Annotated in this window: 22 protein-coding genes; 11 read left to right on the top strand and 11 right to left on the bottom strand. The window is 64.2% G+C overall.

Going from position 1 to position 24,084, the window contains the following annotated elements; translation table 11 throughout:
* Nucleotides 1-86 precede the first annotated feature (86 nt).
* Genes arcC through E3U26_RS11795 form a run of 4 tightly spaced genes read right to left on the bottom strand, consistent with a single transcriptional unit; the run spans nt 87 to nt 4,699 of the window.
* Nucleotides 87-1,004 carry a carbamate kinase gene (arcC, locus tag E3U26_RS11810; RefSeq protein WP_149766886.1) on the bottom strand — a complete coding sequence of 306 codons (918 nt, stop codon included), beginning with the start codon at nt 1,002-1,004 and terminating at the stop codon, nt 87-89.
* A gap of 4 nt (nt 1,005-1,008) precedes the next feature.
* Nucleotides 1,009-2,010 carry an ornithine carbamoyltransferase gene (gene argF / locus E3U26_RS11805; protein WP_149766885.1) on the bottom strand — a complete coding sequence of 334 codons (1,002 nt, stop codon included), beginning with the start codon at nt 2,008-2,010 and terminating at the stop codon, nt 1,009-1,011.
* A 13-nt stretch (nt 2,011-2,023) separates the two neighbouring features.
* Nucleotides 2,024-3,250 (bottom strand): arginine deiminase, encoded by a 1,227-nt coding sequence (arcA, locus tag E3U26_RS11800; protein ID WP_149766884.1) that lies wholly within the window; start codon nt 3,248-3,250, stop codon nt 2,024-2,026.
* A gap of 15 nt (nt 3,251-3,265) precedes the next feature.
* The gene (locus E3U26_RS11795; protein ID WP_149766883.1) at nt 3,266-4,699 is read right to left on the bottom strand and encodes a YfcC family protein; all 1,434 of its coding nucleotides are present in this window, start codon (nt 4,697-4,699) and stop codon (nt 3,266-3,268) included.
* On the opposite strand from E3U26_RS11795, the gene E3U26_RS11790 reads away from it, so the two are divergent.
* From E3U26_RS11790 to E3U26_RS11775, 4 genes are all read left to right on the top strand, one after another.
* Complete coding sequence (locus E3U26_RS11790; protein ID WP_149766882.1) at nt 4,698-5,171, top strand: hypothetical protein; 474 nt, start codon at nt 4,698-4,700, stop codon at nt 5,169-5,171. The genes E3U26_RS11795 and E3U26_RS11790 overlap by 2 nt on opposite strands.
* Before the next feature lie 225 nt (nt 5,172-5,396).
* A complete protein-coding gene (locus E3U26_RS11785) occupies nt 5,397-6,482 on the top strand; it encodes an HlyD family secretion protein (RefSeq protein ID WP_499104910.1) in 1,086 nt (361 codons plus the stop codon).
* On the top strand, nt 6,479-9,247 hold the full coding sequence (gene rbbA / locus E3U26_RS11780; RefSeq protein WP_223191523.1) for a ribosome-associated ATPase/putative transporter RbbA: 2,769 nt from the start codon (nt 6,479-6,481) through the stop codon (nt 9,245-9,247). Before E3U26_RS11785 ends, rbbA begins: the two co-directional genes overlap by 4 nt.
* 3 nt (nt 9,248-9,250) lie before the next feature.
* The gene (locus tag E3U26_RS11775; RefSeq protein ID WP_149766879.1) at nt 9,251-10,363 is read left to right on the top strand and encodes an ABC transporter permease; all 1,113 of its coding nucleotides are present in this window, start codon (nt 9,251-9,253) and stop codon (nt 10,361-10,363) included.
* 282 nt (nt 10,364-10,645) lie between these two features.
* On the opposite strand, the gene E3U26_RS11770 is transcribed toward E3U26_RS11775, so the two are convergent.
* The 7 genes from E3U26_RS11770 to E3U26_RS11740 all read right to left on the bottom strand — a co-directional run bounded on the left by E3U26_RS11770 (nt 10,646) and on the right by E3U26_RS11740 (nt 15,172).
* The gene (locus E3U26_RS11770; protein ID WP_499105798.1) at nt 10,646-11,002 is read right to left on the bottom strand and encodes an NAD(P)-dependent oxidoreductase; all 357 of its coding nucleotides are present in this window, start codon (nt 11,000-11,002) and stop codon (nt 10,646-10,648) included.
* A gap of 113 nt (nt 11,003-11,115) precedes the next feature.
* The gene (locus E3U26_RS11765) at nt 11,116-12,762 is read right to left on the bottom strand and encodes an IS1634-like element ISPfe2 family transposase (RefSeq protein WP_416346029.1); all 1,647 of its coding nucleotides are present in this window, start codon (nt 12,760-12,762) and stop codon (nt 11,116-11,118) included.
* 108 nt (nt 12,763-12,870) lie between these two features.
* Nucleotides 12,871-13,230 (bottom strand): M48 family metalloprotease, encoded by a 360-nt coding sequence (locus E3U26_RS11760; RefSeq protein ID WP_323032577.1) that lies wholly within the window; start codon nt 13,228-13,230, stop codon nt 12,871-12,873.
* Nucleotides 13,227-13,706, bottom strand: coding sequence for a phosphate-starvation-inducible PsiE family protein (locus E3U26_RS11755; RefSeq protein WP_028717077.1), 480 nt, complete (start codon nt 13,704-13,706; stop codon nt 13,227-13,229). Before E3U26_RS11755 ends, E3U26_RS11760 begins: the two co-directional genes overlap by 4 nt.
* 115 nt (nt 13,707-13,821) lie before the next feature.
* On the bottom strand, nt 13,822-14,313 hold the full coding sequence (locus E3U26_RS11750; protein WP_028713487.1) for an Hsp20/alpha crystallin family protein: 492 nt from the start codon (nt 14,311-14,313) through the stop codon (nt 13,822-13,824).
* Nucleotides 14,314-14,333: 20 nt separating this feature from the next.
* Nucleotides 14,334-14,732, bottom strand: coding sequence for an Hsp20/alpha crystallin family protein (locus tag E3U26_RS11745; protein WP_028713488.1), 399 nt, complete (start codon nt 14,730-14,732; stop codon nt 14,334-14,336).
* A gap of 14 nt (nt 14,733-14,746) precedes the next feature.
* Nucleotides 14,747-15,172 (bottom strand): Hsp20/alpha crystallin family protein, encoded by a 426-nt coding sequence (locus tag E3U26_RS11740; RefSeq protein WP_028713489.1) that lies wholly within the window; start codon nt 15,170-15,172, stop codon nt 14,747-14,749.
* Between the two features lie 202 nt (nt 15,173-15,374).
* On the opposite strand from E3U26_RS11740, the gene E3U26_RS11735 reads away from it, so the two are divergent.
* The 7 genes from E3U26_RS11735 (at nt 15,375) to E3U26_RS11705 (ending at nt 24,035) form a co-directional block, all read left to right on the top strand.
* Nucleotides 15,375-15,806 (top strand): MarR family winged helix-turn-helix transcriptional regulator, encoded by a 432-nt coding sequence (locus E3U26_RS11735; protein ID WP_028713490.1) that lies wholly within the window; start codon nt 15,375-15,377, stop codon nt 15,804-15,806.
* 14 nt (nt 15,807-15,820) lie between these two features.
* Nucleotides 15,821-17,653: an ATP-dependent zinc metalloprotease FtsH gene (gene ftsH / locus E3U26_RS11730; protein WP_276243186.1), complete on the top strand. Its 1,833-nt coding sequence runs from the start codon at nt 15,821-15,823 to the stop codon at nt 17,651-17,653.
* Between the two features lie 63 nt (nt 17,654-17,716).
* Nucleotides 17,717-20,623 (top strand): ATP-dependent Clp protease ATP-binding subunit, encoded by a 2,907-nt coding sequence (locus tag E3U26_RS11725; RefSeq protein ID WP_243786111.1) that lies wholly within the window; start codon nt 17,717-17,719, stop codon nt 20,621-20,623.
* A gap of 78 nt (nt 20,624-20,701) precedes the next feature.
* Nucleotides 20,702-21,841 (top strand): RNA polymerase sigma factor, encoded by a 1,140-nt coding sequence (locus E3U26_RS11720; protein WP_028717081.1) that lies wholly within the window; start codon nt 20,702-20,704, stop codon nt 21,839-21,841.
* On the top strand, nt 21,838-22,416 hold the full coding sequence (locus E3U26_RS11715) for an NADH dehydrogenase ubiquinone Fe-S protein 4 (RefSeq protein ID WP_028713494.1): 579 nt from the start codon (nt 21,838-21,840) through the stop codon (nt 22,414-22,416). Before E3U26_RS11720 ends, E3U26_RS11715 begins: the two co-directional genes overlap by 4 nt.
* 33 nt (nt 22,417-22,449) lie before the next feature.
* The gene (locus E3U26_RS11710) at nt 22,450-23,202 is read left to right on the top strand and encodes a rhomboid family intramembrane serine protease (RefSeq protein WP_028717082.1); all 753 of its coding nucleotides are present in this window, start codon (nt 22,450-22,452) and stop codon (nt 23,200-23,202) included.
* Complete coding sequence (locus E3U26_RS11705; protein WP_028713496.1) at nt 23,193-24,035, top strand: SDH family Clp fold serine proteinase; 843 nt, start codon at nt 23,193-23,195, stop codon at nt 24,033-24,035. The genes E3U26_RS11710 and E3U26_RS11705 overlap by 10 nt, the downstream gene beginning before the upstream one ends.
* Nucleotides 24,036-24,084: the final 49 nt, after the last annotated feature.

Here is a 24,084-nt window from a genome sequence, read left to right as displayed (position 1 = left end):
TTTGTCCGGAGAGCGCAGATATATAACCGAAGCTACCTAACAAAATATGGCCCTGTCGATGAAAGCTGCTGTCCCCGGAATCCGGTTCATCCGGGTCCAAACGCGACCAGCGTCCCTGCCCGCCTTTCCAGGATCGCACGGGCATCCTCCAGCCGGCCGATCCCGGCCACCCTGCCCGGCGATGAGGCGAAGGTGCGGGCGGCCTCGACCTTGGGCGCCATCGAGCCCTGGGCGAAGCCGCCCGGATCCAGCTGGTCGGGCCGTGCCTTGCGGATGGCGCGCTGGTCCGGGGTACCCCAGCCGTCATAGACCGCATCCACATCGGTCAGCATCAGGAAGGCGTCGGCCTCCAGCTGCCCGGCCAGCAGCCCGGCGGCGTGGTCCTTGTCGATCACGGCCTCTACCCCTTGCAGGCTGCCATCGGCCAGCCGGATCACCGGAATGCCGCCGCCGCCCGCGCAGATCACCGTGACGCCCCCGTCGACCAGCAGGCGCACCGCGCGGATCTGGGTGATGTGTCGGGGACGGGGCGAGGGCACGACGCGTCGCCATTTGCCGGCACTCTCCTCGGCCATCGGCCAGCCATGGGCGGCGCGCATCTTCCCGGCCTCCTCGGCGTCATAAAGTGGGCCGATGGGTTTTTCGGGCCGGGCGAATGCGGGATCGTCCGGCGCCACCTCGATCTGGGTCAGCAGCGTGGCCAGCGCCGCGCCGCGCGGCAGGGCGTTGGCCAGCTCCTGCTCGACGAGATAGCCGATCATGCCGACGCTTTCGGCGCCCAGAATGTCCAACGGCCAAACCGTCTCGCCGCCATAGGCCGCCGCCTGTAGCGCCAGCAGCCCTACCTGCGGGCCGTTGCCATGCGCGACCACGATCTGGTGGTCGCGCGCCAGATCGGCCAGTGCTCGCGCCGCCTTGCGCACATTGGCGCGCTGCGCCTCGGCCGTCATCGGCTCTCCGCGGCGCAGAAGGGCGTTGCCGCCAAGGGCCACCACGACACGCATCGCCCTAGCCCGCCAGGGTGGCGACCAGCATCGCCTTGATCGTGTGCATCCGGTTCTCGGCCTGGTCGAAGACGATCGAGGCGGCGGATTCGAAGACCTCCTCGGTTACCTCCATGCAGTCGATGCCGTAGTCGCGGAAGATCTTCTCGCCCATCTCGGTCTCACGGTTGTGGAAGGCGGGCAGGCAATGCATGAACTTGGCGTGGGGATTGCCGGCCGCCTCCATGATTTGGCGGGTGACGCGATAGGGAGTCAGCTTCTCGATCCGCCCGGCCCAGACCTCCTCGGGCTCTCCCATCGAGACCCAGACATCGGTATAGACGAAATCGCAGCCGCGCGCGGCCTCGGCCGGATCCTCCGTCAGGGTGATCGTCGCGCCGGTGGTCGCGGCGATCTCGCGGCAGCGGCCAACCAGGGCCGCGTCGGGCCAGCAGTCGCGGGGGGCGCCAAGCCGCACGTCCATGCCGATCAGCGCCGCGCCCTCCAGCAGCGAATTGCCCATGTTGTTGCCGGCATCGCCAAGAAAGCAGAAGGCTAGCTGCGACAGGTGCTTGCGAGTGAATTCGCGCATGGTCAGGAAATCGGCAAGGACCTGGGTCGGGTGGAATTCGTCCGTCAGCCCGTTATAAACCGGCACACCCGACCATTCGGCCAGAAGCTCGGCCTGCTGCTGGCCGAAGCCGCGATATTCGATGGCGTCATAGATGCGGCCCAGCACGCGGGCGGTATCCTTCATCGATTCCTTCTTGCCGATCTGGGTGCCGGTCGGGCCCAGATAAGTGACATGCGCGCCCTGGTCATAGGCGGCCACCTCGAAGCCGGTGCGGGTGCGGGTCGAGTCCTTTTCGAAGATCAGCGCGATGTTGCGCCCGCGCAGCCGCTGCTGCTCATAGCCGCCATATCTGGCCTGCTTCAGCGAGGCCGACAGCCGCAGCAGGAAGCGAATCTCGTCGGGGCTGAAATCCATGAGTTTCAGGACGCTGCGTCCCAGAAGATTGACGGGCATTTGCTTGCCTCTCCTAGGCCGGATCGCGGATCAGCGGGCTGGTCATGCAATGGCCGCCGCCGCGCCCGCGGCCCAGTTCCGCGCCGGGGATGGTGATGACCTCGACCCCCGCCTTGCGCAGCTGGGTGTTGGTATAGGTGTTACGGTCATAAGCGATGACCACGCCGGGCTCGAGCGCGATGACGTTGTTGCCGTCGTCCCATTGCTCGCGCTCGGCCACATAGGCGTTGCCGCCGGTCTCGACCACGCGCAGCTTCGGCAGGCCAAGCGCCTCGGCCGCCACCTCGACCAGCGGGCGGTTTTCCTCGCGGATATCCAGCGTCCAGTCCCTGTCGCCAGGGCGGATCGAATAGGGCACGATCCGGGTCGCCACATCGGCAAAGACCGTGACCAGGTCGCGGTCGCAGAAGCTGAACACCGTGTCCAGGTGCATCGAAGCGCGCTCGACCGGCAGCTTGCAGGCGATCACCCGCTCGGCCCCGCCCTGCGCGAACAGCGCACGGGCAAGCTGGTCAACCGCCTGCGGCGTGGTGCGTTCGCCCATCCCGACCAGCACGGTGCCGTTGCCGATCGGCATGACGTCGCCGCCCTCCAGCGTGGCAAGGCCGTGGTCGCGATCCGGGTCGCCCCACCAGACCGGGAAGCCCGCATCGCGGAAATCGGGATGGAAGCGATAGATCGCGGCGATGTTCACCGTCTCCAGCTTGCGCGCGTTCCAGCGCATCGGGTTCAGTGTCACGCCGCCATGGATCCAGCAGGTCGTGTCGCGGGTGAACAGGTGATTGGGCAGCGGCGGCAGCACGAAATCCTCGGGCCGCAGGGTGGCGGGGAACAGCCCGCCCCCTTCAAGCGGCAGCTCGGCCCGGCTCATCCCGCCCAGAAGGATCAGCGACAGCGGGTCGGCGTCGATTTCCATCAGATGGGCGCGCAGCTCGTCGGCCAGGCCCACGCCGACGGTGTTTTCGTTGACGCGCCGCCGCAGCAGCCAGTCGCGGGCCTCGGGGATGCGCATCGTCTCGGCCAGAAGCTCGCGCAGGAACACGACCTCGGCGCCGCGATAGCGCATGGCATCGACGAATTCCATGTGATCGGTGCGCGCCTGCTTGACCCAGATCACGTCGTCGAACAGCAATTCGCGACAGTTCGAGGGCGTCAGCCGCGCCAAGGCCGAACCGGGCCGGTGGACAAGGACACGGCGCAGCTTGCCGATTTCCGAATGGACGCCATAGGTGATGGACATGTTCGCTCTCCGGTTTCAGACGATCAGGGCGGCGATGCTGAGGCAGGCCATGATGATGACGGTCAGGATCAGCAGAAGCGGCCACATGAAGCGCAGCCAGCGTTCATAGGGCACGCGCCCGATGGCCAGCGCGCCCATGACCACGGCGAAGGTCGGATTGATCAGGTTCACCAGCCCGTTCGCCGACTGATAGGCCGTCACCACCAGGTCACGCCCCACGCCGGCGAAATCCGCGACCGGCGCCATGATCGGCATGGACAGCACCGCCAGCCCGGACGAGGACGGAACGAAGAAGGACATCAGCACCTGCAGCCAGTACATCACGTTGATGAAGGCCACCTCGCCCAGACCGGCAACAGACATCTCGGCCCAGTGCAGGATGGTGTCGGTGATGCGTCCGGCATCCATGACGACCACGATGCCGCGCGCCAGCCCGATGATCAGCGCCACGCCCAGCAGGTCGCGCGCGCCGTCGACGAAGGAATCGACGAAGTCCTTCTCGCCCGGTCGCACGACCAGCCCGACCAGGATCGCCGCGCCGAGGAACAGCGCGCTCATCTCGCCCATCCACCAGCCCCCGGCCAGCACGCCCCAGACCATGACCAAGAAGGTCAGCCCGAAGATCGACAGGACGATCTTGTGGATGGTGGTGAATTCGGTCTTCTCGCCTTGATGGCCGCTGAGGAAATGCGCCTCGTTGCGGGCCTTCATGTCGTAGACCAGCGATTTCGACGGATCGCGGCGGACCTTTTCGGCATAGCGCATGACGTAGACGACGCAGGCCAGCCAGCACAGGACCAGGATCACCAGCCGCAGCACCAGCCCGCGCGTGAAGGGGATCCCTGCCGCATCGGACGCGATCACGGTGGCGAAGGCGTTGACGGTCGAGCCCAGGACCCCCACGCCCGCGCCCAAGAGGATGATCGCCACCGCCGTCACCGCGTCATAGCGCGCGGCGATCATGATCGGGATCAGCAGCATGTAGAAGGCCAGCGTCTCCTCGGCCATGCCATAGGTGGTGCCGCCAAGCGCGAACAGCCCCATCAGCACCGGGATCATCCATTTCTCGCGCCCCGCCAGCCTGGTCATGGCGTGGCCGATGCCGGCATTGATGGCGCCGCTGGCGGCGACCACGCCGATGAAGCCGCCGATGACCAGCACGAAGACGGCCACGTCGATGGCATTCGCCTCGTAGCTGTCGGGATCGTAGAGCCCGGCGATGGGCGCCATCAGCACATCGGCGATGCCCTGCGGATTGGGCTCGGTCTCGGTATAGGTGCCGGCGACGGGAACCTCTCGGTCCAGCGCCTCGTTCATCTCGCGCTGATACTGTCCGGCGGGCACGATCCATGTCAGCGCGGCGACCAGGATGATCAGGCCGAACAGGATGGTGAAGGCGGTGGGGAAACGCAGTCCCCGCTTCTCGGTCTTCTCGGGCGTCTTGTCCATGATTGCCTCCGGCGGCTGGGATGGCAGCTGGCGCGGCGTCCTGTCGGTGCTGGCTGCTTATGCGACGCGAGATCGCCGCTGTCGAACTCATCCGAAACTGCAGGGATGCTCTTCAGTGGCCTTGCGAACTGTATTCAGCGTCTCACGACGCACGCATCGCCGCATTGATTCAGATCAACCGGCAGAAATTCGTTACCCTGCCTGCATGGCAGCGCTGAATTGTGTGAGGACGAGCGCGGCGCATGGACGGGTTTTAAGCCTTGATTACATTGAGAAAACCTGCGTGCAGCCCGGTCAACCGGTCGTCGCAATCATCTTGCTGCCACTGATGCCGCCTTACCGAACGGGGCTGAAAATGAAATTCATTGAATTCTCCGCCCCCGCCCGGCAGAGCTCAAAGGGCCCCCGGCCTCTCGATCTGCCCGCCGCCGCCGCGATGACCGCATGGCCAGAAACACAACAGACGCAATAATCTGCCAAAGGATCAAACGGGATGGGTGTCGTTTGTTCCGGGAGGCGGGATGAGTTGACGGTTGAATGACGGACAGAAGCTGAAGCAGACTTCTTCTGACGGGGAATTCGCGGAAAGCAGGCTTTCCACATATACAACCCAAAGGCGTCCAGAACCGCGGATTGCTTATGAGCCAAAGAACAGGGATTGTCGGCCAGCATACATCACCAGGGCGGAGTCCGGAACATGCTTGATCGCGTGAAAAGATTCTTTTCCAGATCATGGGTCTGGATCGCAATGCTGGCCATGACAATTGCCGGTGGCTGGTATCTGACGCAGAAGCTGGCGGAACCGCAATTGCCGGACTGGATCGCCACAGGCAATGGACGGATCGAGGCAGTGGCCATCGACATCTCTGCCCGGACCGGCGGCCGCATCACCGATATCGTTGCGCAAGAGGGGCAGACGGTCGCCCGCGGTGAGATTCTCGCACATCTGGACACCCAGCAGCTTGACGCCCAGCTGCGCGAGGCCCGCGCCCAGTTCCAGCGCGGGCGGATCGCGCGCGATGTGGCGGAAAGCGGCGTCACGCAGGCCGAGGCGGAACATTCCGCCGCCCTTGCCGTGGTGGAGCAGCGCCGGAGCGAACTCGATTCGGCTGAAAACCGGTTGCAGCGGGCCGAACAACTGGCCCGCACCAGCGCGATCTCGCAGCAGACGCTGGACGACGACAGGGCGCGCCGGGCCGGAGCGCAGGCCACGCTGGATGCGGCACGCGCGCGGGCCGCCTCAGCCGAGGCAGGGATCGCGACGGCGCGGGCGCGGATCGTCGATGCGGAGGCGACCATCGAGGCAACCGAAGCCGCCATCGAACGCATTCAGGTCGAGAGAGACGACAGCACGCTGCGCTCGCCCCGCGCCGGTAGAGTGCAATATCTGGTCGCCCAGCCCGGAGAGGTCGTGGCTGGCGGCGGACGGGTGCTGAACCTGATCGATCTCGACGATGTCTACATGACCTTCTTTCTGTCCACCGTGCCCGCAGGCCGGGTCGCGGTGGGGTCCGAGGCGCGGATCGTGCTGGACACTGCACCGGGCGTGGTGATTCCGGCAGAGGTGTCGTTCATCTCGGATGTGGCCCAGTTCACACCGCGCACGGTCGAGACGACGGAAGAGCGCCTCGGCCTGATGTTCCGCGTCCGCGTCCGGGTGCCGCCCGAATTGTTGCGCAAATATCCCGATTACGTCAAACCGGGCCTGCCCGGCATCGCTCATGTCAAGCTGGAGGCGCAGGCTGAATGGCCCGACAGCCTGCGCGCCGGGCTGCTGGAATGACCAAAACCCCGCAGGACAGCGGCACCCCCCGGCTTGCCGCCTGCGTGCGGTCGGTCGGCCACGCCTTCGGCAAGACGCGCGCGCTGGAGGATGTAACCCTGGATTTTCCGGCGGGCCGGATGATCGGGGTGATAGGACCAGACGGGGTGGGCAAATCGACCCTGCTTTCGCTGATCGCCGGGGCGCGCCGCGTCCAGCAGGGTGAGGTTTTCGCACTGGACGCCAACATGCGCGATGCCACGCAGCGCGGCGAGGTCGGACCGCGCATCGCCTATATGCCGCAGGGGCTGGGCAAGAACCTCTATCCGACGCTTTCGGTATTCGAGAACGTCGATTTCTTCGGCCGCCTTTTCGGCCATGCCCGGCGGGAACGCGAACGGCGCATCCGCGAATTGCTGGCGGCGACCGGACTTGCTCCCTTTGCCGACCGGCCTGCGGGCAAGCTGTCGGGCGGCATGAAGCAGAAGCTGGGCCTGTGTTGCGCGCTGATCCACGACCCGGACCTGCTGATCCTCGATGAGCCGACCACCGGCGTCGACCCGCTGGCGCGGCGGCAGTTCTGGGATCTGATCAACGGCATCAGGACGGGCCAGCCCAATATGGGCGTCATCGTCGCCACCGCCTATATGGACGAGGCATCGGGTTTCGACTGGCTGGTCGCGATGGACGGTGGGCGAACTCTGGCGACGGGCACGCCCGACGAATTGCGACGCCAGACCGGCACCTCGTCGCTTGAGGACGCCTTCATCTCGCTGATGCCCGAAGAGAAGCGCAGGCACCACCGCCGGGTCGATATCCCACCACGATCCGACACCGGTAACGGGGATGCCGCGATCGAGGCCGAGGGGCTGACCATCCGCTTCGGCGATTTCACCGCGGTCGACAATGTCAGCTTCCGCATCCCGAAGGGCGAGATATTCGGCTTTCTCGGCTCGAACGGCTGCGGCAAGACCACGACAATGAAGATGCTGACCGGCCTTCTGCCCGCAAGCGAGGGCACGGCGCGGCTGTTCGGCCAGACGGTGGACCCGCATGACATCGACACCCGCCGCCGCGTCGGCTATATGTCGCAGTCCTTCTCGCTCTATACCGAACTGACGGTGCGGCAAAACCTGGACCTGCACGCCCGGCTGTTCCAGCTGCCCGCCCGCGACATCCCCGCCCGCATTCAGGAAATGGCGCAACGTTTCGGCCTGCTGGAGGTGATGGACAAGCTGCCGGATGCCCTGCCCCTCGGCGTCACGCAGCGGCTGTCGTTGGCCGTCGCCATGATCCACGCGCCCGAGATGCTGATCCTGGACGAGCCGACCTCGGGCGTCGATCCGGTTGCCCGCGACGCGCTGTGGCAAAGTTTCGCGGACCTGTCGCGCAAGGATGGGGTGACGATCTTCATCTCGACCCATTTCATGAACGAGGCCGAGCGTTGCGACCGCATCTCGCTGATGCATGCGGGCAAGGTGCTGGTCTCGGACACCCCGGCGCGGATCGTCGAAGACAGCGGCGCCGCCGATCTGGAAAACGCCTTCGTTACCCATCTGGAAGACGCCATCGCCGATGAGGAGGAGCCGGACAACACCGCGCCGCCCCCGCCCGACCGGGTGCAAACCATCGCCGCGCATCACCGGCAGGCGACATCCCGGCGCTTTCTCGACCCGCGCCGCATCGGCAGCTATGCAAGACGCGAGGCGCTGGAACTGCGCCGCGATCCGATCCGCGCCTCCTTCGCGTTTTTCGGCAGTCTCATTCTGCTCTTCGTACTGGGTTACGGCATCAGCATGGATGTCGAGGATCTGCCCTTCGCCGTGCTGGACCACGACCAGACCACGATCAGCCGCGACTATACGCTGGACATCGCCGGGTCGCGCTATTTCACCGAGCGCCCGCCCATCGCCAGCCCGGCCGATCTGGACCGGCGCATGCGCAATGGCGAGTTGAGCCTTGCGCTGGAAATCCCGCCGGGTTTCGCCCGCGAGGTCTCGGCCGGGCGTGAAGCAGAGATCGGCGGCTGGATCGACGGCTCGATGCCCTCGCGCGCCGAAACCGCGCAGGGTTATGTCGAGGGGCTGCATGCGCATTGGCTGATGCGGCAGGCGCGCGAGTCACAGGGCGTGCGCGCCGGCGATTTCAGCCTGGAGACGCGGTTTCGCTACAATCCGAACGTGGAAAGCCTGATCGCCATGGTGCCCGCCGTCATCGGGCTGGTGCTGCTGTTCATCCCGACCATGCTGGCCACGCTTTCCGTCGTGCGGGAAAAGGATCTGGGCTCCATCGTCAATCTCTATGTCACACCAGTTTCGCGGCTGGAGTTCCTGCTGGGCAAGCAGATCCCCTATATTGGCCTCGCCATGCTGAACTTCGTCACGCTGACCGCATTCGCCGTGCTGGTGCAGGGGGTGCCGTTCACCGGTTCGGTCCTTGCCTACACGCTTGGCGGGCTGCTTTACGCGGTCGCGTCGACGGCGCTCGGCCTGTTCATATCCAGCTTCATGAACAGCCAGATCGCAGCTATCTTCCTTGCGACGCTCGTCTCGATGCTGCTTGCCGTGCAGTATTCGGGCATGATCGACCCGGTCGCGGCGATGGAGGGCTCGGCGGCCGTCATCGGCACGATCAACCCGGCCAGCCATTTCATCACCATATCGCGCGGGGCGTTTTCCAAGGCACTGGGGCTTGGCGATCTGGCCGCATCCCTGCTGGCCTTGCTGGCTGCAGGTCCGGTCCTGATTGCGCTCAGCGTGATTTTCCTGAAGAAACAGGCGCGGTAGGCCATGCGGATATCTACGGTCTGGCGTCTGGGTATCAAGGAGTTGCGGGGGCTGTTGCGCACACCCGCGCTGCTGGCGCTGATCGCCGCGGCCTTCTCGATCCAGATCTACGCGGCGGCGACGGCCACGCCCTTCACGCTCAACAAGGCGCCGATCTCCATCGTGGACGAAGATGTCTCGGCCCTCTCGGCGCGGATCGGATCGGCCTTCTATCCACCTCATTTCACGCCCCCGGCACCAATCACCCTGCCCGAGATGAACCGGCGCATGGATACCGGCATCGACACCTTCGCGCTGATCATCCCACCCAATTTCCAGCGCGACCTGCTGGCCGGTGCCGAACCCGCGCTGCAACTCAACGTCGATGCCACGCGGATGACGCAGGCCTTCACCGGCGCGGGCTATGTGCAGGCCATCGTCTCGGGCGAGGTCGGGGAGTTCGCTCAGCGATACCGCACCGTCCCATCCGCCCCGGTCGAACTGGTCCTGCGGGCGCGCTTCAATCCCGAACTCAATCCCGGCTGGTTCAGCGCGATGATGGAGGTGATCAACAACGTCTCGCTGCTTTCGGTCATCCTGGCTGGCGCAGCCCTGATCCGGGAACGCGAACGCGGCACCATCGAGCATCTTCTGGTCATGCCCGTCACTCCCACTGAAATCATGCTGGGCAAGATCTGGCCCGTGGCGCTGGTGGTGGCGGGGGCGGTGCTGTTCGCGATGACGGTCGTGGTGCAGACATGGCTGGCGATCCCGGTCGCCGGGTCGCTTGGGCTGTTGATGCTGGGGGTGGTGCTTCAGCTTTTCGCGACGACGTCGCTCGGCATCCTTCTCGCCAAGATCGCAGGCTCCATGCCGCAATTCGGGCTGCTGTTGATGCTTGTGCTGTTTCCCCTGCAAATCCTCGCCGGCGGGCTGACGCCGGTCGAGAACATGCCGGCCGGGCTGCGCATCCTGATGTCTGCAGCGCCAGACACGCATTTCGTGTCGCTGTCACAGGCGATCCTGTTCCGCGGAGCCGGGCTGGACGCGATCTGGCCGCGTTTCCTTGCGCTGATCGTGATCGGCCTTGCCTTCTTTTCCGTCTCGCTGTGGCGGTTCCGGAAGACGTTGCAGTAACGACATCTCGCCGTTCAAAGGGCTTGTTTTGCCCAATATTCCTCGACTCTTCTGCACTGCAAATCCACAGGCGGTGTCTCCACGGCACTCGGCGCCTGCAAGGAATCAGGCGATGCCGATGATGCCACAATTACCGACCCTGCCGCTACGCAAGCTCCGGTTCCGGTCGAATAGACTTCCGCTTCGGCGGAAAATACTCTCGAGTTTGACTACGGGTAAGCAAAACCGGATTGGATGATCCGCCAGATGGATACAACCTTTCGGAACGTCACCTTGACGATATCAGGAATGACCGATGAATGGTTTCTGGCGTATGAAGCTTTCGCATTCCAGACTGTCGAGGATGAAGTCGACGACCTCGGCACGGGTGATGGATCTCAGTTGTAAACCTGTCGGAATTTCCGTGTGGACCTGCAAAGGGCCGACTCTCGCGCCGGCGGCAAAGGGGGCTGGCCGAACGATGGTCCAGTCCAGATCGCTCTGTTCGATGATCGTCTCCTGGCGATCCTTGTCGGCATAGCGATTGCGGGTGAAAAGCGGATAGATGATGTGGTTGTAGAGCCATCCGCCATGGCCCTTGCTGTCGCCGGCGCCGATCCCGGTCACAGCGACAAGGCGCCGGACACCGGCCGCCTTCATCACATCCACAACCGCTTTCATGGTTTCGGAGAACCCGAAGTTCGACAGCAAAACCGCTAAGCGATTGATTTCTCTGAGGCGGATTTCGCCTTTGTGTGACTACGGGACGGCTCTTAGGCAGGTTTTGGCAGGTTCAGGGTGTTGAACAGCTCCAATTGTTCCGGGGTTGTCGTTGAGAGGCCATCAATTGAGCGTTCGCCGATTTTCGTGCTGTGGCGCTGTATGCGCGCGAGCATGTCGAGCGCGGTTCTGGGGCTTGCGCTGTGCCCCCTGGCTTTCAGGCGCATGCGCATGACGCGGTAGAGAACGAGGGCCAGGAAGCAGATCAGCGCGTGCGCGCGGATGCGCTCGGGCAGCCGATGGTGGACTGGCGCGATCTCGATGTCAGATTTGAGCACGCGGAAGCCCCGCTCGATGTCGGCAAGGCCCTTGTAGCGGGCGACGGCCTCGGCAGGGGGCAGGTCCGGGGCGTTGGTGATCAGCGCGAGCTTGCCGTCGAAGAGTTCCGCCTCAGCAATGGCGTCTTCATCGACGTGCCAGCTGAAGCGATCTGCGTCGAGATCGGCCTTGAGGAAGCGCGTGAGTTCTGCCTCTGCGACGGCTCGGGTGAAGCGGCTGTAGGCCCCGCGGTCGGAAGCACGGCGCCCCTTTGCGGTCTTTCCCGCATCCTGGGCATCAAGCTTGCCGACCATCTTCTCGGCCATGGCCTCCAGCTCGGCGATGCGTGCCCGGCGGCGGCCGGCCTGCTCGGCGGCGCGGAAGGGATCATGGGCAACGATCAGGCGGTGACCAGCAAAACGATCCTCGGTCAGCCCGTTCTCGTCAAAGGCCATGTCTCGGAAGGTCTCGACCAGGTCGCTGTAGCGGCGCGCGGGGACGGCGAGGATGAACTCCAACGTTCGCCCGCCCTGTTCGGCCAGAGATGTCAGGGCGCCAATATTGTCGAGGCTAAGCAGCCCGCGGTCGGCCACCAGGATCACGCGCTCGATCGGGAAGCGCTGCAGGACGGTGGTCAGCATGGCTTGCAGCGTCTTGGTCTCGGCCACGTTGCCCGGATGCACGGTATGCATGAGCGGCAGCCCCTCGGCGGTCTGCACGACGCCAAGCACGAACTGGCGGGCGATCCCACCGGTCTCCTTGTTCATGCCAAAGGCGCGGATGTCGTCCTCGACCTCTCCTTCACCGTGGATGCGCACGGTGGTCAGGTCGTAGAAGACAACCGTCAGATCGCGATCGACCAAGGGCCGGATCTGACGGGCCAGCTCAGCCTCTACGCGATCAACATTGTCCATCAGGGCGTCCATGGCGCGCAGGAGATGGTGATGCTCGACCTTGGCCGGCATCTCGGGCATGGCCACGGTGTCGAGCCAGCGCAGGCACCCCAGCTTGCTGGAAGGGTCGCACAGGCGGTTGAAGACCATCGCCCGCACCAACGCCTCGACATCCAGCTTGCGCTTGCCGGATCGAAGAGCGCGGCCGAGGGCGCGGTCAAAGCCGAGATCCCTCCATAGTTCGTGCAGCGCGAAAACGTCTCCAAATGCTTTGGCAGGTGCGTGAGAGATCTCTGGTGCTTCTGGTTCGTCGCGCCCGGCCACGCGGCAAAGGCCGCGGATCAACGGGTCGAGATGGCCATCCTGCATCCCGTCGATGCGGCCAAGGTTGGCAACAACCCGATGGCGCGGTTGCCCCGCCTCGTTCCGATAGGACTCGACGAGCTGCAGGTAGCGCCGTTCACCGCTTTTGCTGATCCGAACAAACATACCTACAGAATATTGCAGTTGAACCATCCAGGCAAACCAAAACAGCTGTCGACGTGTGACTACAGAACTTTGACCCTTAGATATCACTAACCCATTGAGATGACTCGATCAGACGGACCGACACCCCTCAAACATAGACCAATTTTGTCGAACTTCGGGGCTCGGGACGCGATACAGCGCCGGGGTGCGCGGCAGGCCGGCGCGGCGCGCGAGCTCGGCAAGTGCTGCGACGAGACCGGGGGCCTCGCGCCCCGTCAGACGCTGGGCGCGATAGGCCGACAGCAGCATCCGCCGCGACAGGTCGGGGGCCAGAAACAGGCCGGCGACCATGCCGAGCGCGACGAGCAGCCCCGTTCCGGGCCCCAGGATCACCGTGACCGAAACCCAGGCGAGCGCCGCCATGAGCCCGAGCAGCAGCGCCGATTGCACGAAATTGAGCAGGCGGTGGCTGGCGGAGGCCGCGGTCATCGCGTCTCGTGGCCTCCGAGTTCGCGCCGGTCCTGATCGCGCACCAGCCAGTGGACAGCGCCGAGCGCAAGCGCCGCGCCCGCGAGTGCGGCAATCTTGGATGATTCCGTCTCGCCGAGGTCCAGGATGATGAATTTGCGCGCGATGGCCAGCAGCGCGATCAGCACGATCGTGCGGACCTGGAGGATCCCGAAGCTGCGTTCGGTCGCAACAAGAAGGGAGCGCTTGAACTCGAGCGCGATCACCACGGTGAAGATCATGCCGAACACCACCTGGAAGGTGGCGTAGTCGAGAGTGTCGAATGCCCCCAGAAGCAAGCGGTTCACGACTTCGCGCATCAGCGCCCAGACCGACGCCACGACGATCGCCGCAATGATGACGCTGAGGACGAAGATGACAACTTGCTCGAACTTCTCGTAGAGCGTCATCGCCGACCATTGTTCACGGGTCAGCCCGGATCGTTGCAAGTCTTTCATGATTGCCTCTCGAAAGCCGCCCTGGAGAGACAAGCTCCCCGGGGCTTTGCCAGACGGTGCGATATCGCACGGAGCGGAGGGGACGCCGCAAACCGGCGACACCCAATGTGGCAAATCAGCCGTTCTTGACCTCGATGCGCTTGACCTTCGCCTGCGCCTCGGGAGTCTGGGGCAGCTTGATCGTCAGAACCCCGTTCTTGAAGGATGCCTGCGCCTTTTCGCCATCCACACCGGGAGGGAGCGGAATTGTCCGGTAGATCGCGCCGTAGCTGCGCTCGGACAGGTAATACCCCTTTTTCTCCTCCTGGCGCTCGATCTTCTTCTCCCCCTTCACAGTCAACATGTCATCGTTGACCGTCACCTCGATGTCCTTCATCTCCATGCCCGGCAGCTCGATCGATACTTCGATCGCCTTGTCGGTCTCGACCACGTCGGATTTCGCTTCGCCGCTGCCAAAGGGCCATTCGAAATGACCGACACGGTTCCAGAAGTTCTCGAACACATGGTTCATTTCGTGCTGGAGTGTCGCGATCGGGTTGTCTTCGCTGCTCTTGGCATCTGGCGCGCCGTCCTTGCGCGCCCAGGGAATGAGGTCTTTGATCTGCATGATATGGTCTCCTTCGGTTTTCAGGCGCCCTTGACGGCGATCTTTTTCGGCTGCGCTTCAGGGGCTCGGGGGAGCGTCAGGGTGAGGACACCTCCACGCATCTCGGCTTCGATCCTGTTGGGGTCGAAGTCCTCGGAAAGCGTGAAGGCACGCTCGAAATCGCCCTCGCCATATTCGGCATAGGCAAGTTCGAGGTTTTCCGGCCGCACCGGGTCAACTTTGCCGCGGATCGTCAACACACGATTTTCGAGCGTGATCTCGACCGCATCGGCGGCGACCCCAGGCATTTCAAGCATCATGGAGACACCCTGATCGGTCTCGACGATATCGGTCAACGGGCGGTAGATGCGTCCGCCGCCGGTGGTCTCGGGCGAGTCGGTCGGCGTCTTTTCGGCGGCTTGCGTGATGTCGGTGCTCATCGTTCCAGCTCCTCTCAGGCTGCCTTGATCTCGATTCTCTTCGGCTTTTCTTCCTCGGGCCGGGAGATGACGATCCGCAATACGCCGTTCGTCATCCTCGCCTCGACCTTGTCATCCGAGGCCGCGAACGGCAGGCGGATAGTGCGGGAAAACCTGCCGAAACCGCGTTCGTTGCGGTGCCAGCGCGCACCGTCGGGAACCTCGGGCGCCTTGCGTTCGCCCGAAAGCGTCAGGACGTTGTCCTTAACCGAAATCTCAATGTCGCCCGGTTCGATGCCGGGAAGTTCAGCGGCGATGGCAACGGCCTCAGGGCCTTGCCAGACATTCACCGCCGGGAACGCCGCGCGGGACGGGGGCAAGAAGCCGCGGTCGAGATCGCGCATCATGGAGCGCATCAGCGCGAAGGGATCGCTGCGGCGCAGATATGTCGGATAGAGCATTGCTGGCCTCCTGTAGCTGATCGATGCCCCCGAACCGGCGGCATGGTCCGACCGGGCAACGGTGCCGGCTGGATGTCGGTTCGGAGACCGCCCATCAAGATAGGCAGATCCATTTATTATGCAAGCATGTATGATGCTTGCATTGCACTTTGGATGGAGTGCGGTCTATCCTGTGTCTCATGCCACCGGAGGAAGGATACCTATGATCTCTTCGGACATCGCGCTGATCGGGACGACGATCCACCGGGTCGCGCAGCTCATCCAGCAGCGGATCGACCAAGACATCCGCGACAGCGGCCTGACCCGCCTGTCCTGGATGGCGGCGGCGCATGTCGAGGATGCGCCCGGGCTGACCATCGGCGATCTGGCCGACCGACTTGAGGTCGGCCCGGCCACTGCGGGCCAGCTCGTCAATCGCATGGTCCGGGACGGCTGGGTCGAGCGGTCGCCCTCGCTCGACGACAGGCGGTCGCAGATCGTCACCGCAACGTCGAAGGCCCGGGCGATGCTGGAGGAACTCGCGCCGCGGCAACCGGCGCTCGAACATGAAATCCTGCAGGATCTGTCGGCAGACGAAAGGCGCATCCTGCTGGCGCTGCTCGAGCGGATCAGGGCGCGGCTCGGGCGCCAGTGAAAGGGACAAGCGGCATGGAAAGGAAGACCGAATATAACATCTGGTACTGGGTGGTGGCTTTCATAGCCGTGATTTTCATCCAGAACCTGATCGCCGGCTGGCAATCCGTCGCACCGATCAGCTACAGCCAGTTCGAGAGCTATCTCGAGGATGGCAGGGTCGCGTCCGTTGCGGTCGGCGCGGACACCATCACCGGCACCTTCACCGACCCCGTCGACGGCAAGAGCCAGTTCGTCACCACGGTCGTGGATCCCGCGATCCTGCAGCGGATCGACCGCTCCGGCGTCGAGATCACGGGCGTTCCTCAGAACACCTTTCTCGGCACGCTGATTTCCTGGGTGGCGCCAGCGCTTGTCTTTTTCGGAATCTGGATGCTGCTGTTCCGTAAGTTCGCCGACAAACAGGGTTTCGGCGGGTTCATGCAGGTCGGCCGCAGCAAGGCCAAGGTTTACATGGAAAAAGAAACCGGCGTCAGCTTCGCCGACGTGGCCGGTGTGGACGAGGCCAAGGCCGAGCTCGAGGAGGTCGTAGAGTTCCTCAGGAACCCCGCCGAATACGGAAAGCTGGGCGCACATATCCCCAAAGGCATATTGCTTGTCGGGCCGCCGGGCACCGGCAAGACGCTTCTAGCGCGCGCAGTGGCAGGCGAGGCCGGCGTGACCTTCTTTTCGATCTCGGGCTCCGAGTTCGTCGAGATGTTCGTGGGCGTCGGTGCCGCACGGGTGCGCGACCTGTTCGAGCAGGCCCGGAAATCCGCCCCGGCGATCATCTTCATCGACGAGCTGGACGCTCTCGGGCGGGCGCGCTCCTCCGGCCAGATCGCTGGCGGCCACGATGAGCGTGAGCAGACGCTGAACCAGCTTCTGACCGAGCTCGACGGCTTCGACCCTTCGGTGGGCATCGTGCTCCTGGCCGCCACCAACCGACCAGAGATCCTCGACCCCGCGCTGCTGCGTGCGGGACGCTTCGACCGGCAGGTGCTGGTGGATCGGCCGGATAAGAAAGGACGTGTGCAGATTCTCGGCGTTCACATGAAAAAGGTGAAGCTCGCCCCGGACGTCGATGCCGAGAAGGTCGCAGCGCTTACTCCCGGCTTTTCCGGGGCGGACCTCGCCAATCTCGTCAACGAGGCTGCGCTGCTTGCCACGCGCCGCAAGGCCGATGCGGTGACGATGGACGACTTCAACAATGCCGTCGAGCGCATCATCGCAGGGTTGGAAAAGAAGAACCGCGTTCTGAACCCGCGCGAACGCGAGATCGTGGCGCACCACGAGATGGGGCACGCGCTGGTGGCGATGGCTCTGCCGGGGGTGGACCCGGTGCACAAGGTCTCGATCATACCGCGCGGAATTGGCGCGCTCGGCTACACGATCCAGCGCCCGACCGAGGACCGCTTCCTGATGACGCGGGAGGAACTCGAGAACAAGATCGCCGTGCTGCTGGGCGGGCGCGCGGCCGAGAAGATTGTCTACGACCACCTCTCGACCGGGGCGGCGGACGATCTGGTCAAGGCCACCGATATCGCCCGCGCCATGGTCGCGCGGTACGGGATGGACGAAGACCTCGGGCATGTCAGCTACGACACCGATCGGCCCGGCTTTCTCGGCACCGGCGACCAGTCGTCGTGGCTGAACCGCCGCTACAGCGAGGCCACTGCCGAGCGGATGGACGCGAAGGTGCGCGACATCGTGGATGGCGTGTTCAAGCGCACCGTCTCGCTTCTCGAAGCCAACCGGGCGCTGCTCGAGCAATCGGCGCAGGATCTCCTGCAACGGGAGACACTGGACGAGCCCGAACTGGTGGCAATTGGGTCCAAGGTGAAAAGAACGGAAGCAGTCGCTGCGTGACACCGTCACTGACGCAGATGATCGGCGGACAACCCTGACTGGATAAAGAAACGGAGAAGACGAATGGCAAACGGAGCTTGCGATATTTGCGGTCGCCCGGCGACGGCGCGCGTGCGCGCCTCGGTGAACGGCAAAGTTCAGAACATGGAGCTGTGCGATCAGCACTACCGCGAAATGGTGCGCCGGTCGGGCCGCAGCGCATCGCCGCTGGAGTCCCTGTTCGGACGACATTCCCTTTTTGACGAATTCTTCGGCGATAGCGGGTTCGGCAGCCTGTTCAGCGACAGCCCGCTGCGGGGTGGTGCACTGGGCGCCACGGGCGCGGGTGAGGACGACGTCGTGGATGCCACCTTCGGGGAGGGCGCGCCGCGGCGTGGATCGCGGCGCGGCGGCGGACGCACCATCGCCGACCGGCTGAGCGAACAGGGCAACAAGCTGCTGCAGGATGCAGCACAGAAGGCCGGGGAATTCGGGCGCAGCGAGGTCGATACCGAACATCTGCTTCTGGCATTGACCTCGTCTGACGTCGTCAAGACGATCCTGGAACAGTTCAAGGTCGATGTGGACGATCTGCGGCGCCAGATCGAGAAGGAAGCGAAGCGTGGAGACGCCAAGACGGAAGGCGAAATCGGCGTAAGTCCTCGCCTGAAGGACGCGCTGAACCGGGCCTTCATCGCCTCGAACGAACTCGGCCATTCCTATGTCGGCCCCGAGCACCTGCTGATCGGCCTTGCCGAAGAGGGCGAAGGCCTCGCGGCGGCGATGCTGCGCAAGCTGGGGTTGACGCCGCAGGCGCTGCGTCAGCAGGTGACGAAGGTGGTCGGCAAGGGTGCCGAGGAAGGCCGCGTCGAGACTCCGTCGAACACCCCCGATCTCGACCAGTTCAGCCGCGATCTCACCAAGGCCGCGCGCGAGGGCAAGCTCGATCCCGTCATCGGCCGCGCCCGCGAGATCGAGACGACGATCGAAGTGCTGGCCCGCCGGAAAAAGAACAACCCGGTGCTGATCGGCGAGCCCGGCGTGGGCAAGACCGCCATCGTCGAGGGACTTGCACAACGGATCGTCGCGGGCGAAGTGCCCGAGGCGCTGCGCGACAAGCGGCTGGTCGAGCTCAACATCAACTCGATGGTGGCCGGGTCGAAGTATCGCGGCGAGTTCGAGGAGCGCGTGCAAAAGATCCTCAAGGAGATCACCGAGGAGAAGGACAGCCTCATTCTCTTCATCGACGAGATCCACACCATCGTCGGCGCCGGCCAGGGCGGTGGCGAAGGAGGTCTCGACATCGCCAACACCTTCAAGCCGGCGCTGGCGCGGGGCGAGCTGAACCTGATCGGCGCGACGACGCTCAACGAGTACCAGAAATACATCGAGAAGGACGCGGCGCTCGAGCGACGGTTCCAGCCGGTTTATGTGGACGAGCCCACGGTCGCACAGACGATCATGATTCTGCGCGGGCTGCGCGACACGCTCGAAAGCCACCACAAGGTGACGATCACCGACGAGGCGATCATCGCCGCCGCGGAGCTTTCGGATCGCTATATCACCGGTCGCTTCATGCCCGACAAGGCGATCGACCTGATCGACCAGGCCGCGGCGCGGGTGAAGATCTCGGCCACTGCTCGGCCCGTGGACGTGCAGGAGCTCGAAGCCGAGGTCGCGCAGATCAAGCGCGAACAGGACTATGCCGCAGCCCGCAAGCAATTCGACCGTGCAGCGGAACTGAAGAAGGAACTCGAGCAGAAGCAGAAGGAGCTGGACGAGCTTCTGGAAATCTGGAAGCGCGACCAGGCTTCGGCGACCGCCGAGGTGCGCGCCGATCACGTCGCGCAGATCGTCTCCAAGATCACCGGCGTTCCGGTCACGGAGCTGACCACCGAGGAGAAGGACAAGCTCCTCAAGCTCGAGGAGAAGCTGCACGAGCGCGTCATCGGCCAGGAAGAGGCCATCCGCGCCGTGGCGGATGCGGTGCGCCTGGCGCGCGCAGGACTGCGCGAGGGACGCGGCCCGACCGCGACATTCCTCTTCCTCGGGCCGACCGGGGTTGGCAAGACGGAACTGGCCAAGACGCTCGCCGAAGTAATCTTTGGCGATCAGGACGCAATCATCCGCATCGACATGTCCGAGTATGGCGAGCGCCACTCGGTCGCCCGGCTGGTGGGCGCGCCTCCCGGCTACGTCGGATACGACGAAGGCGGGCAACTGACCGAGAAGGTGCGCCGTCGGCCCTACTCGGTCGTGCTGCTCGACGAGATCGAGAAGGCGCACCCGGATGTCTACAACATTCTGTTGCAGGTGTTCGACGACGGCCGGCTGACCGACGGCAAGGGGCGCGTGGTGGACTTCACCAACACCATCATCATCGCCACGTCGAACCTCGGTTCGGACATCATCCAGCGCAACCTCAAGAAGCGCGGCACCAAGGAGTTCGACGAGGCAAAGCAGAAGTCCGAGCTGATGGAAGTGTTGCGCGGTCATTTCCGGCCAGAGTTCATCAACCGGATCGACGAGATCATCGTCTTTCATTCGCTGAATCAGTCGGAGATCCGCCAGATCGTCGAGTTGCAGCTCAACCGGGTGAAGCGGACCGCCCTGACCCAGGGTGTCGAACTCGAATTCGATGTGAGCGTCGTGGATCACTTCGGCGCGGTCGGCTTCCGTCCCGAATTCGGCGCCCGCGAGCTGCGCCGGCTGATCCGGTCGGAGTTGGAGACCGAGTTGGCCCGCGAGATGCTCTCGGGGCGGATCGAGGATGGTGACAAGGTCCGCGTCGCCTGGTCGGCGGACGAGCAGAAGGTCGTGTTCGAAAAGATCGCAAAGGACACCGCTGACGACAGCCCGGACGATCAGGCCAAGGCCGGGATCGACGAGTCCGGCAAAGTTGCCCAAGAAAAGGCGCACGCTCCGACGCCCGACGTCCCGGCCGAGGCCAAGGATGAGGTGCAGTCCAAGGACGACAAATCCGCCGGGTGACTTTGCGAAGGACTGGCCCGGCGCGACGACGGTCGCGCCGGCCCATTTCGTCGGAGGGTTGCAGGAAGGATCCGCGGCATGGAAGTCATCAGAGCATTTCGCAATCTTGACCGGCACGGCCAACAGCGCGCGCCTGAGGTCATCGAGGAAGAGGTGCGGCAACTTGAACCGCATCTTATACGCTTCCGCGAGAATCTCGTCCGGCTCGAAGTCGTCGCCTCGCAGACGAGGGGCAAGACGCGCATCAAAGTCGGCCTGCGCCTGCAACTGCCCTCAGGCGTGATCGCGGCGCAGGAAGAGGGGTTCGAGATCGAGCCGGTCCTGCGCAAGGCCTTTGCCGACCTGCGCCACCAGGTCGATCGGCATGTGGCGCGCCTCAAGCACGAGCCGGAGTACAAGCGTCCCGCCCGCCGGCGCCGGATCGGCGCCCCGCTGCCGCCCGCGCGGGATGCGGCGGAGGCGGAGCGGCGCCAACTCTTCTTCGACCTGATCGAGGATCATCTCGATACGGTCTACGACACCGTCAGGCGCGAGTTGACCTATCTCGAATGCAGCGGATCTGTGCCGGAGGGTTACCTCAGCGTTCGCGATCTTGTCGATGCGACGATCCTCAAGGGACTGGAAAGGTTCGAGCAGCGGCCCACCGAGTTTTCCATAGGCGACTGGCTGCTGAAACTGGCTTTCGAGACCATCGAGGCCGAGGCGCGCGCCGCGCGCCGCGCGGTGCCGGAGGACGCCGCCTCGATCGACGCGAAACCCGAGACTCCGGCCGAGGAACCCACCGAGTCGGACGAGGAGATGTTCGAGTTCTACCAGCCCGACGACGTGCTGCTGCTCGAGGAGCTCATCGCCGACGACGGCGGGGACGACCCCGAAACGGCGGTCGCGAAACGGCAGGACGGGCTGGCCCTTCACCGGGCGATCGCCGGTCTGCCGGCGCTATGGCGCAGGGTCCTGTTTCTTGTCGACCTGAACGACACCCCGCTTGAAACGGCCTCCTCGGTTCTCGGCATTCCCGAAGACGACGTGACCCGGATCGCCCAAGCGGCGCGCGATTATCTTCGCGATAAACTGCGCGACTCAGGTCAGTCTTCCGATACCGTTCATGCGCTGTTTGACAGTGCTCATCAGAGAGGGTCGCGAATTCCCCAGCCCCTGCGGGATCGCGCCCGGCTGGAACACGCTTTTCTGGGAGACAACCGAGGTGTAGCACCATGATGCGCGGTCACAATCGTCCACCCTTTCCGCCGAAGATACCCGGGACCGATATGAGGTCGTGGGACGTTCCGACGGCGATCATCTACCGGCCGGCTCGTTCCGCGATGACATCGGCGCCGCGGCCCAACGACTGGATACTGGAATTCGAACCGTCGCGCCCGCCCCAAATCGAGCCGCTGATGGGATATACCTCCAGCGACGATCCCTATCGTCCGCTCCGGCTGAAATTCCCTGACCGCGAAAGCGCGGTCGAATTCGCGGAGCGGCAGGACTGGCGCTATTTCGTGCGTGAGGACACAGCTCACCGGCATGCGCCTGACCGCTGGCGGGGAGAGGAGCGGCATCGCCTCTACAAGGGAGCCGACGCCCCGGACGCCTTTCGCATACCGTCCCGCCTGGATCGGGGTCGCACGGATCACCGCCTCCGGCGCGCGGTCGAGGAGAAAGGCACGGTGGACCTGTCGTCGCAAGAACAGGCCGAATTCGATCCGGTGCTCGAAGCCTCGCTCGAATCCTTCCCGGCCTCCGATCCGCCGGCCTGGACGGGCGTGACGATAGCCGGGAAAGAACAATGAACGGAATGGCCAGCGCGAGCGAGGATCTGCGGCTTGTTTCCCTATCTTGACAGCGTCGCGCGCCGCTACTCCCCCGTCATCGTATGGACGGTCATCGGCATGAACGTCGTCGCGTTTCTCTATCAGACCAGCCTGCCGCCGCGCGTGCTGGACTGGTTCCTGTTCGAGTTCGCGCTGGTGCCCTCGCGCTTCTTCGGACAGCTGAGCCTCGTCGCCCCGTCCGACTGGACCCCATTCCTGACCAATATCTTCCTGCACGGGGGCTGGCTGCACCTCATCTTGAACATGTGGACGCTCTGGATCTTCGGCCCCGCCGTCGAAGATCGGCTCGGACCGGGTAGATTCACGTTGTTCTATCTGTTCTGTGGTGTTGCGGCCGGACTGGCTCACGCGCTGGCGAACCCGGACTCGGTCGTTCCCGCGCTTGGCGCGTCGGGGGCGATCGCGGGCGTGATCGGTTGCTACGCACGCATGTTTCCGGCGGCTCGGCTGGTGGTGATCGTGCCGATTCTGTTCATTCCGCTGTTCTTCGAAGTGCGCGCGTTCATTTTCGCAATGATCTGGTTCTTCATGCAGGTCATTCCCGGCTTTCTGTCGCTCGGCGGCGATCAGGCCACGGGCGGGATCGCCTGGTGGGCGCATATCGGCGGGTTTCTCGCCGGTTGGATTGTCACGCCACTCCTGCGAAGGCGGGCAGCCACCTATCGCCATTATTATCGCGACGAGGGCATCTATGGCTTTCTGCCGGATGGCCGACGGGAAGGGGGACAAGGTCCATGGACATAATGCAGCTTTTCTGGCTGTTCTTCATCATTTCGGCGCTGCAGCCGGTTCTCCAGCGCCGCTATCTTGAGGCGATGCGCACACGCAAGATCGCCCAGATCGAGAAGAAACGCGCCAGTCGCGTCATCCTGCTGATCCATCGACAGGAGACGATGAACCTGCTGGGATTCCCTCTAATGCGTTACATCGACGTCAACGACTCGGAGGAAGTCCTGCGCGCTATCCAGATGACCGACGACGAAGTGCCGCTCGACATCGTGCTGCACACACCGGGTGGCCTTGTGCTGGCGGCAACACAGATTGCCCGCGCCATTCAGGGACACAAGGGCAAGGTCACAGTGTTCGTGCCACATTACGCGATGTCCGGTGGCACGCTGATCGCACTCGCTGCCGACGAGATCGTGATGTGCGAACACTCCGTGCTGGGACCCGTCGATCCGCAACTTGGCCAGTTGCCTGCTGCCTCGCTCATCAAGGTCGTCGAGGAGAAACCCATCGCCGAGATCGACGACCAGACCCTGATCATGGCCGATGTCGGCCGCAAGGCCATCGCGCAGATCGAGGCATTCGCGAAACGGCTTCTCTCGGACAAGATGGATGAGGCCCGGGCGGCGGATGTGGCGGCGAAACTGGCGACCGGCACCTGGACCCATGATTATCCGATCTCCGCCGATGAGGCACGCGAGCTGGGCCTGCCCGTCGGAACGGACATGCCCAAGGAAATACTGGAGCTGATGACGCTCTATCCGCAGCCGGTTCGACGCCAGGGCGGTGGCGTGGAATACCTGCCCGAGCCGCGGCAGCGACAGGCGCGCCGCGCCATGTCCACGCGCTGAATGCTTGCATCAGCCGGCCGTCAAGACCGGCCCGTCAACGAAAGGATAC

This window comes from Paracoccus ferrooxidans (assembly GCF_029909815.1).
GTDB lineage: Bacteria > Pseudomonadota > Alphaproteobacteria > Rhodobacterales > Rhodobacteraceae > Paracoccus > Paracoccus versutus.
The sequence above is the reverse complement of the archived record's forward strand: the minus strand, read 5'-3'. Positions and strand labels throughout refer to the sequence as shown.